The organism is Levilactobacillus yiduensis, assembly GCF_024718525.1.
GTDB lineage: Bacteria > Bacillota > Bacilli > Lactobacillales > Lactobacillaceae > Levilactobacillus > Levilactobacillus yiduensis.
The window spans coordinates 1-12280 of the sequence record NZ_JAMXAZ010000012.1 but is presented as its reverse complement, the minus strand read 5'-3'; the positions used below and the strand labels follow the sequence as shown (position 1 = coordinate 12280).

The 12280-nt window shown below is 51.0% G+C and carries 12 protein-coding genes and 1 pseudogene; 12 read left to right on the top strand and 1 reads right to left on the bottom strand.

Annotated elements, in window-relative coordinates; all coding sequences use genetic code 11:
* Nucleotides 1–15 precede the first annotated feature (15 nt).
* On the bottom strand, nt 16–525 hold the full coding sequence (locus NGM66_RS08145) for a MarR family winged helix-turn-helix transcriptional regulator (protein ID WP_208908161.1): 510 nt from the start codon (nt 523–525) through the stop codon (nt 16–18).
* Between the two features lie 151 nt (nt 526–676).
* Here NGM66_RS08145 and NGM66_RS08140 point away from each other — a divergent pair, with 151 nt between their 5' ends.
* The 12 genes and pseudogenes from NGM66_RS08140 to NGM66_RS08085 all read left to right on the top strand — a co-directional run.
* Complete coding sequence (locus NGM66_RS08140; protein ID WP_208908163.1) at nt 677–1612, top strand: ABC transporter ATP-binding protein; 936 nt, start codon at nt 677–679, stop codon at nt 1610–1612.
* 16 nt (nt 1613–1628) lie between these two features.
* Nucleotides 1629–2402: an ABC transporter permease gene (locus NGM66_RS08135; protein ID WP_208908165.1), complete on the top strand. Its 774-nt coding sequence runs from the start codon at nt 1629–1631 to the stop codon at nt 2400–2402.
* A 177-nt stretch (nt 2403–2579) separates the two neighbouring features.
* On the top strand, nt 2580–3089 hold the full coding sequence (locus NGM66_RS08130; RefSeq protein WP_208908167.1) for a cyclophilin-like fold protein: 510 nt from the start codon (nt 2580–2582) through the stop codon (nt 3087–3089).
* A gap of 5 nt (nt 3090–3094) precedes the next feature.
* Nucleotides 3095–4063 (top strand): alpha/beta hydrolase, encoded by a 969-nt coding sequence (locus tag NGM66_RS08125; RefSeq protein ID WP_208908169.1) that lies wholly within the window; start codon nt 3095–3097, stop codon nt 4061–4063.
* 326 nt (nt 4064–4389) lie between these two features.
* Entirely contained in the window at nt 4390–4704 is a 315-nt protein-coding gene (locus NGM66_RS08120; RefSeq protein ID WP_208908172.1) for a hypothetical protein, read from the top strand.
* A 32-nt stretch (nt 4705–4736) separates the two neighbouring features.
* Nucleotides 4737–4937, top strand: coding sequence for a hypothetical protein (locus NGM66_RS08115; RefSeq protein WP_208908173.1), 201 nt, complete (start codon nt 4737–4739; stop codon nt 4935–4937).
* Nucleotides 4938–5471: 534 nt separating this feature from the next.
* Nucleotides 5472–6167 (top strand): hypothetical protein, encoded by a 696-nt coding sequence (locus NGM66_RS08110; protein WP_208908176.1) that lies wholly within the window; start codon nt 5472–5474, stop codon nt 6165–6167.
* A 181-nt stretch (nt 6168–6348) separates the two neighbouring features.
* Nucleotides 6349–6651 carry a type II toxin-antitoxin system RelB/DinJ family antitoxin gene (locus tag NGM66_RS08105; protein ID WP_208908178.1) on the top strand — a complete coding sequence of 101 codons (303 nt, stop codon included), beginning with the start codon at nt 6349–6351 and terminating at the stop codon, nt 6649–6651.
* 564 nt (nt 6652–7215) lie between these two features.
* On the top strand, nt 7216–7977 hold the full coding sequence (locus NGM66_RS08100; protein ID WP_208908180.1) for a helix-turn-helix transcriptional regulator: 762 nt from the start codon (nt 7216–7218) through the stop codon (nt 7975–7977).
* A gap of 174 nt (nt 7978–8151) precedes the next feature.
* Nucleotides 8152–10350, top strand: coding sequence for a lectin-like domain-containing protein (locus NGM66_RS08095; protein ID WP_245155307.1), 2199 nt, complete (start codon nt 8152–8154; stop codon nt 10348–10350).
* Nucleotides 10351–10829: 479 nt separating this feature from the next.
* Nucleotides 10830–12038, top strand: a complete 1209-nt coding sequence (locus tag NGM66_RS08090) for a Firmicu-CTERM sorting domain-containing protein (RefSeq protein WP_208908182.1) — start codon at nt 10830–10832, stop codon at nt 12036–12038.
* A gap of 57 nt (nt 12039–12095) precedes the next feature.
* Nucleotides 12096–12203, top strand: a pseudogene (locus tag NGM66_RS08085) (exosortase family protein XrtG); the annotation flags it as partial.
* Nucleotides 12204–12280: the final 77 nt, after the last annotated feature.

The following is a 12280-nucleotide window of genomic DNA, read 5'->3' as shown; positions in this document are numbered from 1 at the left end:
AATACGTGTGAGCGCCTACGAAAACCAGTCACGTAACCGGTCTGCCACGGCCTGATGGAACTTGTCATACCAGGTGGGGTTGGCCGTGCTGATTTCTTCGTACAGGCTGGCGTTGATCTTCGTTAAGATGGCCGCTAACTGATCGAGTTCCTCGTCCGTTAAGACGGTCAAATACGGGGGAATTTCCGTGGCCACATTTGCCGCGGTTTTTCGGCCGGCGTCCGTCAGACTGATGATGGTCTTCCGCCGATCCGCCGTGGATTTTTCCTTGGTGACCAACTGTTTTTTGACCAATTTATTCACAAATTCGGCTGTCGATTGGGCGGTTAGGTTCAGCCGCGTAGCCAATTCCTTTTGGGACAGGTGATCAGCTTGTGAGAGGGCCAAGAGGATTTTACCCTGACCCTGAAAAAAGTCGCTCTGATCGGCATGATCCCGGTCAGTGACTTCATCGGCCGTGCGCTGCACCATGCCGAACTCGATGAGCTTGCCCGCCGCTGTTTTTTGTTTCGTTAAATCAGGCATTAAACCGCCTCCTACAGCCATTATACCTGACATCGTCGACCGGGACACTCAGAAATTTAGCCGGCAGACTTGACAAATTAATCAGGGGACCTTATTATTAATTTTGTCAGGGGGACCTGATTAAAGATAAACGCGTAAGAGGGCAGGTATTATGACAGATGTACCAGCAATTGAAGTTAAGCATTTAACAAAAAAATTTGGCAATAAAACGGTCGTTGACGATATCTCTTTTAGCGTCAAACAAGGTGAGGTCTTTGGCCTCTTGGGGCCCAACGGTGCAGGGAAGACGACCACGTTGCGGATGATCACGACGCTATTGGCGGCTGATGCGGGACAGGTCAAAATCTTTGGCCACGACACCGCCAAAGAAGGCCGGCTGGCGCGGTCACTGTTCGGGTTGACCGGGCAGTACGCGTCCGTTGACGAGGATATTTCCGCGCGGGAGAATCTGATGATCTTCTCGCGGCTCAATGGGTTGTCGCGAGCGGATGCTAAGCAACGGACCACGGAATTACTCACGGAGTTCTCGTTAACGCAGTCGGCGGACCGGGCGTTGAAGCACTTCTCTGGGGGGATGCGCCGGCGGTTGGATTTGGCCGTCAGCCTGATTACCCGGCCAGCGTTGATTTTCTTGGATGAACCAACGACCGGACTGGACCCCCGGACGCGGTCGCAGATGTGGGCGACGATTCGGCGGCTGGTTCATCAGGGGTCGACGGTGGTATTGACCACCCAGTATTTGGACGAGGCCGATCAATTAGCGGATCGGCTGGCGGTGATCGACCACGGCCGGCTGGTCAAGCTGGGGACGCCGGCAGCGTTGAAGGCCCAGCTTGGCGGCACCGAGGTGGCCTTTACCTTGGCCCAACCCACGCAATTGACCGCGGCAAAACAGATTCTCGCTGCTCAGGCTGTCGCCACGGTTCAGCAGGTCGGACAGCGGCTCCGCGCACGGGTAGCCCAGGCCGCGCAGGTTGCTCCCGTGTTGACCGCACTGACCCAAGCACAGATTGGGATTCGTCAGCTGACGGTTCAGGAGCCGTCGCTGGATGATGTCTTCATGAACGTCACCGTTGGCAAGAATTAAGAAAGCAGGTAATCTTATGGATTTACAAACGCATCAAGGAAATATCATTACGAACACGGCCACCATGGCCTATCGGAACTTGTTGAAGACGGTCCACAACCCGGACCGGTTCATGGACGTGATCGTGCAGCCAGTCTTGTTTATGTTGTTGTTCGGGTATCTGTTTGGCGGGGCCATTGCGGGCAACGTGCAGGCGTATTTACCGACCATCGTGCCGGGGATATTAATGCAAGCGATGTTATCGGCGGCTTCGGGTTCCGGTGCCCAGATCAGAGAGGACCTCGACTCCGGGGTGTTTGACCGGTTCAAATCACTGCCGATGGCCCACATCGCACCGTTGGCGGGGCAACTCTTCGCGGATAGTCTGCGCCTGGTACTGGCGGCGATTGCGTCGCTGACCACCGGTTATCTGATGGGCTGGCGGCCAGCCGCGGGATTCGGTTGGGTACTGGTGAGCGCGGGCTTAGCGATTTTCACTGGCTGGGCCTTGTCCTGGTTGTTCGCCTTGCTGGGGCTATTGGCGAAGAGTGCGGCGACGGTCCAGAGCCTGTCACTGATGGCGATGCTAGTTCTGGCCTTCGTTTCCAATGCGTTCATTCCCCTCAAGTCGTTGCCGAAGCCACTGCACGTCCTGGCAAATTTAAACCCGGTCACGGCGGTGATCACCGCAATTCGCCAACTCCTGGCGACGGGTACCTGGACGCATGCGGCCAGCCTGGTCCTCATCTTCGGCGTGGGCGTCGTTGTGATCTTTGCGCCACTGGCCGTCTGGGCGTATGACCGGAATTGATGGGTGACGATTGTGTTTTGGCTCGGGGTTGACTCGGGCCTTTTTGCGTTGGCAACAACATATAGTCAAAATGTATATCTGGATATTTAACATAGGTATTATACATGTGACTGATTTCCTAGTATATTAATCCTATGCAAAGTAATTGGACTCATCTGAACGGCGAGGAGGAAGCACATGAAAAAATGTTATTTGTTCTTGGGGGCTTTGAGTCTCTTGACCTTAGGGTTAGGCAGCTGTCGCTCGGCACAAGCAACAGCGCCAACCAAGACCGCGGCGAGCCAGCACGCGACCAGCCACCGGGTAGTTGGGAAGACCCAGAAAATTGCCGTGATTGTGAATGGCCAGACCTTGCCGGCGCATTTGAATACCTCTTCTGCGGCCCAGGCCTTAGTCAAACGGCTGCCCATGACACTGACATTTCGCGACTATGCTGGGTTGCCAGAAAAGATTGCCGACTTGAATCGTGCGCTACCCACGCGCGGGATGCCGCGTGGTCATGCTGGTACCAAGGGAAGCATTGGGTATTGGTCACCAGATCAACGATTGGTCTTCTATTGGGGACGGGAATCCTACTACGAGGGGATTCACATCATCGGCCGGTTTGATACGCCTCGTTATCGTTCTGTGATTCAGCATATGGGAAATCAGCGGGTTGTCCGCATCGTTCGTGCACAAAAGGAGTGAAGGTCATGACAACAGATCCATTAGCAGCTGTCCGCGTTAAGGCGGCAGACGAGTTTTACATTTTTACGTTGGATGCCACGGTCACCAGGGAACACGTGTATTATCGTAATCGGTATGGCGTTGAGATTGCGGCGGACCTATACTATGCGACCGCCATGGACAAGCGGCAAGCTCAGCCCGCGTTGGTCATCGGTCCCCCGTTTGGCGGTGTGAAAGAACAGGGCCCGGGAGTGTACGCCAATCAGCTGGCGCAACGGGGCTTTGTGGTGCTGGCGTTTGATCCGGCCTATCACGGGTATTCTGGCGGGTATCCCCGCTACAGTGGGTCACCGGATACGTACGTCGAAGATTTTTCGGCAGCTGTGGATTACTTGGGTCAGTTAAGCTTCGTCAATCGCCAAGAAATTGGTGCGCTGGGGATCTGTGCCTCTGGCGGGTTTGCGCTGGCGGCCGCGGCCCAAGATGCCAGAATCAAGGCGGTTGCGACCAGTGTGCTGTATGATATTCCCCATCTGGCGAATCTAGCGACGGGGCAGGACCGGCAAGCACAATTGACCGCGTTAAGTGAGCAGCGTTGGTCGGCACCAACCGCGGCCAATGCGAATTACCCAGCTCAGCCGGTCACGGAATTTCCAGCGGATTTGGATCCCGTGGCTCATGAATTTTTTAGCTTTTACGGCTTTAAACGGGGCTGGCATCCTCATGCCTTGCGCAACGTGACGGAAATCTCGAATCTGAGCTTTATGAACTTTGAGGCGACAAGCCGCATCGCTGAAATTTCGCCACGTCCCGTTCTGATGGTGACCAGTGAGGAGGCGCATTCCAAAGCCTTTACAGAGGAAACGTTTGCGCGGCTCCAAGACCCGAAACAACTCCTAGTCATGCCCCGTGGCCAGCATGTTGATTTCTATGATCGGGTAGATCTGATTCCATTTGACCAGTTTGCGGCGTTCTTTCGGGAAAACTTGGGGTAACGCTAAAATGAAAAAGTAAACAGGCGCTGCCTAGATCGAACTTGATCTGGTAGCGCCTGTTGGTTGTGTCTAGGAGCAGCGGGCTACGTTATAAAGAGTTACGGGATCATTTTTTGTTTTCGGTATCATTCTGCCTAAAATGATACCGAAAACATGAGCTAGCTCTCGCAAAAGGCACCGTCTTTAATCGTCTTAATCAATGTTCTAGTCGTTAGATTGTAAGTCAGAATTGTTAATCAAGCGCGATGTTTTGAAAAAATAGTCCATATTGTGATAGATTTAGGCCAAGAGATAACGTTGATGCTTTAGATTTTGGGGGAATGAGTATGAATAGGCGGGCATTAGTTTTAAGCACAACTTTTCAGGATGAGAAGTTTGAGCAGCGATTGGCAGACATGATTTCGCCGTTTCTGGGGTTGACGACGGTCCAACAGATTTGGTGTGTGAATCGTGATGTCAGTAAGGAAAGCCAGTCGGCATATACCGTGGTGGCGTTTGACCGGCAGAATGACGTTGAGATGGTTCGGCGACCAGATTGCCAGAGTCGCACCTTATATCGGGGAATATTGCGGCGCGCCAGCGCAACTGAGATTTTAGAATCTAAAGTGGAGACGGATTCAATATTTCTGCACCGGCTTTAGACAGTGTGATAACAGGATAGGGGGAGAGCACAATGACAGTGCAATTACTAGTGGAAAACTTGGGGACCCTGTTGGGATTGTTTTTCTTAATCTATGGCGTTGTGTTATTTAGTTACCAAGTCTGGGAGCTGCACAAGAAACACCGCAACTACCGCAAGTGGTGCCAACGGGTAAAACCGAGTGGGGTGCAAATGGACATCCAAAAGCGCGGCCGTAAGTACCGGATGCAATAACGTTGGGCAGCGGTGATGCGTTATCGGCTTAGACATGGGGAGAAAGACAGCTGACATGACAAGCACCACGGAAAATAGGGCTACGAGAGGCAGTTGCTTTCGGGGCCAAATAGAGACGACTGATGCCATTTGCGGGGGTTAGTCGTTTTTTTGTGGGGTGGGTTATTGCTAGGGATAGCGGTTGGTGATGAAAAAAATGAAGCATGTGAAGTGTCAGTGCGTAGCCATTCAGTGGTGCCTGAGACACAGGCGAAATCAGGTACGGTGCTGGTAAATTAGACTTGAATATTACGAATAGGTGACAAAAATAAAGCAAAAAGTAAGGCCTTTTTAAACCGTAAACAGCGAGATTTAGGCGGCTGTTTTTTGCTTGAATCGCTTATAATTACCGGTATAATCGAATTTGCAGCTTACGACACGCCCTGAAACATCACCCCTTTAGACATTCTTAAAATATTACAGTCGAAATATCATTGACACATTTCTGTAATATAACTATACTAACTTTAATCTTTGGATTAGGGGATGTCTATTATGAAAAAATCAGTTGTTCTATTATCAGTTTTAGCGTTGACTGCACCTTTGGCTCTGGCCGTACCGGCTTCTGCTAGCACGACGGCAACGGTTACGTCCGCGACAGTTGCTAAGCAACACACGTACACCATCGTGTCGTCTAACTTCTTTAAGAAGGCCAAGACGGTGCACACCAAGGATGCCAAGCCAGTCGTTTACAAGGCGGCTATTGCGGCTGACCGGCCAACGATGACGCTGACTAGCAAGGGGAAGCTAAGGGCAGGGACCACGTACAAGGTGACGAAGCAAGCGAAATTAAAGCTGAGCGCAAAGAAGACCCAAACTTACAGCTACGTGAAGGGCCAAGGCTGGGTCGTTGCCAGCAAGCTGACCGCCGGCAAGTTTAAGCCAGCGGATGGCGTCACGGCTAAGGCGAAGACCTACACGATTCTGACGGTCAACACCTTGAAGAAGGCCAAGACAGTGCACACCAAGGATGCCAAGCCAGTCGTTTACAAGGCAGCCATCGCGGCTGATCGGCCAACGATGACCTTGACGGCTAAGGGCCACTTAAAGGCGGGGACGACTTACAAGGTTACCAAGCAAGTGAAATTACAAAATGCCAACAAGAAAACACAAGCCTTCAGCTATGTTAAGGGTCAAGGCTGGGTATTAAAGAGCGCCTTAACCAATGGCCAATTCAAAAACGCCGACTAGTTGGGGAACTAGGAGTCATGGCAAATGGTCATTGATGTAGGGAAAGAGAAGCACCGGTCTATCCGAGAGATGGCTGGTGTTTTTTGACGGAAAAGATAGAATTTGGCTTTCATATCCAAGTCTACAGCTATCGAAGTTGAGCATCTGGATGATATATTTAGCTTATGAAAGAGGTGTGGTCATGATGGCAATGTCACAAATCACTATCCGACTTGATGAACAAGAGAAGAGAAAGTTTGAAAAGAACGCCGAGGCGATAGGCTTAACAACTTCTACTGCAATTAAGATTTTTATTGCAAAATTTAATTTAGATAAGGGATTTAGTTATCCAATTACATCCCGAAACGAAGACGAGATTGTTCGACTACCGCCAGAGATAGAAAGAGCCATGGTCATTGCTAAGGCGGAAGAGCTTGGCCTTTTGGATGAGTCGAGTGAGCCTGTTCATGATATTCAGAAATTACGGAAAAAGTGGATGGGCTAGTGACAATAACGCGTCACCAAGAGCTAACGACTGGACAGCAGCCGAGGTAAGTTTGAATTAGTTTTGCGTTTGATGGGTGAATAGAACCACTTTGAGGTTAGACAGCTGTCTGTCTCAGAGTGGTTTTGTTCGTGGAATCAGTTTAGTTATTGTCTATCTGTCAGCTTGTTATGGGAAAAGCCGTTTTAGATGATGGGCGTATAGAATAACGCTGATTGATTACCAGCAATGATTGTTACGTAGTAGCTTCCCAAGTTTTCAGACGCTAAAACAGAAAAGCACGAGAAATAGACTGGCCAGCTCCGCCCCAAAATTATTTTTCCGCTCGCCAAGTAAACGGTATACAGCCCCACTAAACTGACCTGCGATGGTTAGATTTCTTAATGCTTGGTAGGCTGGTACGTTCATCACCAATGATGATTCGGGTAATTGCCAATCGGTTGCGCCACTCCCTCACATCGACCGACTTGGCTAGCATCTAGGCATATCCATAGATTTTCAGAAACTTTTTTGATAGGATTGCTTCCAAGCATTGTGCTTAACTATTTTTGGGAGGAATTGATTGTGGCATCAGAGTTACAGTACACGCAATATTTAGACTCGATTCGGTCCTACACGGAGCAGGACCAACTCACCAAGGCGATGATTCTGATTGGTTACGTGGAGCGTGATTTCATTCGGTTTTACCGGGCCGGGCGAATTGCGGAAGGCGTGCGGTTCGCTGAAGAAAACTTGGCGCGCTCGAAGGATTTGCTGAACCGGTTGACGCCGGAGCAGAAGGTCGCGCAACTGCATGCGCTGGTCGACATTTTATCGTTTGAGGGGATTCAGAATCACGTGAAGATTTTTAAATTCGTCCAGTTGCGAACCCAGTACCACCAACATCTGCTGGACCTCCCGGTGACAACGGCCAAGTACGTGCCATTGCTAAAACGCATCATCACGGACTTTGGCCAGCTGGCACAGACGGATGGCCTGGCCTATGCCGACCACCTGGAGTCGACGCTGGATGTGATCTACTACATCAACGCCCACGTGCGTGAAAAGCTGACCGTCAAGCAGGTGTTGGCGCACGTGAATCAGCGATGCAATCCGATCGGTGTTCAGCGCGGCTTCAACACGGAGATGCACATGTCGATTCGGGATTATATCAACGTCAAGAAGATTCGCGAGGCGCAGCGCATTCTCCTGCTGACCACGATGCGGATCGGCCAGATTGCCCAGGAATTGAATTTTTATGACGCGGCTGATTTTTCCAAACGGTTCAAACGAGAACTGGGGATGACGCCGCTGGAATATCGCCAGCAGAATAGTGAAGTAGATTAACTTTATTAATTTGCCAAATGGCGACTTGCAGGGAGGTATCCCGGAAATATGCAGGCATTGTATTTTTCTGGGCCACTTGGAAAAATTAAATACAAATTCGCGTTTATCAGCAAATTCTCCCGGTATACTCAATACCAATTAGTTGAGTGGATTGAAGTTATGGGGGTAAAAACGATGATGCGGAATCAAAATTATCGACAGCTGTGGGTGTTTTCAGGAGCTGTTTTGTTGGGCTTGAATTTACAGATGGTCGCGGCAGCGGGGGCTACCGTCCCCAATCCCGTCGCGGGTCAAGAAACGGCTACATCTGTAAAGCACGAGTCCCCAGCAGCGACTGCGGCAGATGACCCGGCAACCAGTGAAGGGTCATCCTCGCCGACACCCACCGATGAGCCGGTGACCGAATCAGTACCGGAGCGGTCAACATCGGCGCCTGATGACGCGGTCACCACGACACCGACACAGCCGGCAGCGGTGGCCAAGCAGACCGCGGCGAAACTGCCCACGGATGTGACCGTCCGGAAGAATGTCGTGCCTGCCGTCAAGGAAACAGCGCAGACCGTCAGCCGCTCACACGTCGATGCACAAAATTTCACGGACTACTTTGAGCTGAATGGTGACGCGACCTATGACCAACAGACGGGTATCGTGACGTTGACGCCGGATAAGAACGATCAAGTCGGTAATTTTTCGCTGAAGAGTAAGATTGATATGGGGACCAGTTTTTCACTGGAAGGACAGGTGAACCTGGGCGACAAGACGTCCGCACAGGGCGGGGCAGATGGGATTGGCTTCGCTTTTCACAATGGCAACGTGAGTGACGTCGGCAATGCTGGGGGCAACCTCGGCATCGGCGGCTTGGTCTCCGCTCTGGGCTTTAAATTAGACACGTGGCACAATGACGCGGCGCGACCGACGGCTGATATATCGGGGGCGCAACTTGCTGCGAACGACTCCAACGGCTTTGGCTGGTCGGCCGATCCCAGCACGCCGCAGTTTGGGGCGTTCGTGACGACCAGCAAGCGACTCGTGCAAACGGTGAGTCGTCAGTTTCACGACCGGTGGTGGGCGGAGACGGACCAGTCCTCTGTTCAAGCCTTGGCCGCCAGCGATTTGGACAGTAAATTTCACGACTTCAGTGTCAACTATGATGGTGACAGCCGGGAGCTGACGATTCGATTTACACAGGCCGATGGCACGCCACTGGTTTGGCGCAAGACGGTGCCGACCACGGATGAGGCCTTGGCCATGATCGTGAGTGCCTCAACTGGTGGCGCCAAGAACCTCCAGCAGTTCAAGCTGACCCGGTTCGACTACCAACAGGCGGCCACGGTCAATGTGAAATACGTGGATCTGCAGGGCCAACAACTTGGTCAGGCCGCAGTCACTTATCCGGACGGTCCCACTGTGGGCGCGGATTACGCGACGACACAGTTAACGATTCCCCACTACCGGTTCGTGCGAATGGACACTGGCTCGGTCACGGGCCAAGCCAGTCTACCCGCCACGGGCACGCTGGCTCAGCCTGGCGACAACGGGGATGTGATTTACGTGTATGCCCCGGATTATCAGGCGACACAACACGTGGTCAACGAAACGATTCACTACGTCGATGAACAGGGAAAAGCGGTCGCTCCGGACTTTCAGGCAGCGCCGTTCACCTTCTTGACGGTGACCGACCCCACCACGGGTGACCAGCGCGTGTACTATACCGTTGGCAAGCCAGCGACACCTGAACTGACGGAAACGGGCGCGCCAATTGACACAGCTGAGACCACCTGGATACCGGGAGTCGCAGGTGAGTTTGCAGCGCGGCAACACCCAATGGTTGCGGGTTACACGGTCGTTGCCAATGATGCCCCGGACGGCGATTTGACCCAGTTAACGGCCCAGTCCGTCTGGTCGGATAGCCAGGACTTGGTCTTCACGGTCGTTTATCGGCCAACGACGCCTACCAAGCCGGTCGATCCGGAAAAGCCAGTGGACCCAGAGAAACCGGTTGACCCGGTAAAACCAGTGGACCCAGAAAAGCCGATTGATCCAGGGAAACCAGTAACCCCAGCAAACCCAACTGACCCAGATCAATCGGTTACGCCACAAAAACCAGGTGACGCAGAGCAGCCAGCGGACACTGCGGCATCGCAGCGCTCAGAAAGCCAGAAACTACCAGACTTCCTGCAGCCAATGGCACACCGATCAACGGCCTTAGGGGCGATCGTTTCCCAGCCATTTGCGACGGATCACGTTAAAAACACGGCGTCACAGTTACCCCAGACTGGTGAACGATCGACCACTGAGGGCCGCTGGTTAGGTGCCTTGTTACTGGCGATTACCGGTGGTTGGGGATTACATTTCTGGTGGCGTCGGCGGTAATTGATTTAGGATCCATCATTCAGTGGAATAGATAATGAGCGACTGAGTCTGACGGCTTGGTCGTTTTTTAATGCGGTAATAAATTTGCGCAACCAACCATTAACTGTTCTTGATTATTACGGTCCTAATATAGGAAAGCTTATCGCAAACTTAAAAGCACGTGGCTGAACAGTTAAATGACTTGTGGGCGACAAAAAATGACAGTAATCTCTCGCCTACCACTTAAAAACCTAGTACAATAGAGGTGGTTAAGGGACACAGGTGATGATGAAAATCACGTTGAAAACGGATATTTTCAGTGAACATTAAGCCCTAGGTTACCGAACGATTAGAAGTTATATATTGTGTAAAAATGTTAGCTTGCTTAATTGCCAATGATAGCATAGTATTACCGTAGAATGGTTTTTGACAGTTGCATGATTAGCAACCGGCCGATGTGGCAGGTTGCTAAAGGTTTTTTGGAGGGAGGATTTGACCTCATGAAGTTGTGGAAGTTAATGATGGCAGGTGTGGTTGCGCTAGGACTAGCTGGCGCAGCCGCCGTGAGCGCGACACCAGTGACAGCGCACGCGAGCGATAACATCACGATTGATGGTAAGTTTTCGGATTGGAAAGGGGCAGACCTGACCATTGGCTATAGTGGGGCAATGGCTGTAAAGAGCGATGGACAGTACATCGATGTCTACGTCAGAATGCAGAATGGATCAGTACCTGGATATGGCGACTATAGTATTCAAGTTGATGGTAAAACGTATCATGCCTGGTCTGGCGATGATCTGAGTGTTAGTGGAGATCAAACAAAGTCATTTACGTTAACAGGTGGGAAAGGTAATAACGGCCATGATTATGGAACTGTTGGGGCCGGATACGTTGGTACTGAGGGCTCTCATGAAAGTGGAGAGTTCCGGATTGATCTCAGTAAGTTTGGCCTGACTGATTCAGTTAACGGTAAAAAAGTTTCGGTTTCTAACCCTAGTATTGGGAGTGACAGTGCAACGACGACTGTTGATAATATTAGTGATGCCGACCAGAATAGTGCATCCGGTGTTATTGATGGTAAAGCTGATAGTAGCTCCAAAGCGACGACCACGACGGATACCAATGCCAGCAACGACAATGATAATCTCAATATTAAGATTGACGGAAAGTTCGCGGATTGGAAGCATGTCACTCTAACTGGTGGTTATAACGGATATACGGCCATGGTTAGTGATGGTGATAAGGTGTACGTCTATGTGCGAATGATAAAAGGCAATGGGCAAGTTCCTGGCTACGGGGATTATAATTTTGATTTTAATGGGAAAAAGATTTATATTTGGTCGAATAACATGCCTAGTTCCACGGTTAGTTCAGACAGGGCTCAAGCGGTGACTTTCACTGGTGGAACTACGAATGAAGGTCCCCAATATGGGACTGTTGGAAATGGTTATGTTTCCAGCAACAGTAATGGAGAACCGATTGCTGAATTCCAAATCGATCTTAGTAAGCTTAATCTATCGAGCATGACCGGTCAGACTATCACCATGTACAACCCCAACATCGGTAATGAAAAAGTCACCGTCGCCGGTGGGTCCACCGGCCCCTACGTCATCTCTGGTATCGGCTTGGGAATTGCGGGTCTTGGCTACTGGCGGTTACGCAAGTCTGGTAAGCTGAAGCGTCAAGGCAACCGGACGAGTGGCAAGTAGTCTTTGATAACGCTGGGAGGCCAACGTTAGGGAAGTTAATTAATAGGACTGGTGCGAATGAAGATAAGTATCCTAGTGGGAACGGTCGTGTGGTTATATGCGTTATCGGTGTTAAAGCGAGCTCGGCTATCTGCCTACTTCTTTATTGTAGGGAGTGCCGGACTCTTGAGAGCGTAAAATATCTTGTGTAAATGCATAAAAGATTTCTGAATTGTATAGAAATAGGGAATGCCTTCCCTTAT

Excerpts from the sequence above, each read along its gene's own strand:
- NGM66_RS08105 (WP_208908178.1), top strand. The coding sequence starts at position 6,349 with ATGATGGCAATGTCACAAATCACTATCCGACTTGATGAACAAGAGAAG.
- NGM66_RS08090 (WP_208908182.1), top strand. The coding sequence starts at position 10,830 with ATGAAGTTGTGGAAGTTAATGATGGCAGGTGTGGTTGCGCTAGGACTA.
- NGM66_RS08125 (WP_208908169.1), top strand. The coding sequence starts at position 3,095 with ATGACAACAGATCCATTAGCAGCTGTCCGCGTTAAGGCGGCAGACGAG.
- NGM66_RS08120 (WP_208908172.1), top strand. The coding sequence starts at position 4,390 with ATGAATAGGCGGGCATTAGTTTTAAGCACAACTTTTCAGGATGAGAAG.
- NGM66_RS08115 (WP_208908173.1), top strand. The coding sequence starts at position 4,737 with ATGACAGTGCAATTACTAGTGGAAAACTTGGGGACCCTGTTGGGATTG.
- NGM66_RS08140 (WP_208908163.1), top strand. The coding sequence starts at position 677 with ATGACAGATGTACCAGCAATTGAAGTTAAGCATTTAACAAAAAAATTT.
- NGM66_RS08130 (WP_208908167.1), top strand. The coding sequence starts at position 2,580 with ATGAAAAAATGTTATTTGTTCTTGGGGGCTTTGAGTCTCTTGACCTTA.
- NGM66_RS08110 (WP_208908176.1), top strand. The coding sequence starts at position 5,472 with ATGAAAAAATCAGTTGTTCTATTATCAGTTTTAGCGTTGACTGCACCT.
- NGM66_RS08095 (WP_245155307.1), top strand. The coding sequence starts at position 8,152 with ATGATGCGGAATCAAAATTATCGACAGCTGTGGGTGTTTTCAGGAGCT.
- NGM66_RS08145 (WP_208908161.1), bottom strand. The coding sequence starts at position 525 with ATGCCTGATTTAACGAAACAAAAAACAGCGGCGGGCAAGCTCATCGAG.
- NGM66_RS08135 (WP_208908165.1), top strand. The coding sequence starts at position 1,629 with ATGGATTTACAAACGCATCAAGGAAATATCATTACGAACACGGCCACC.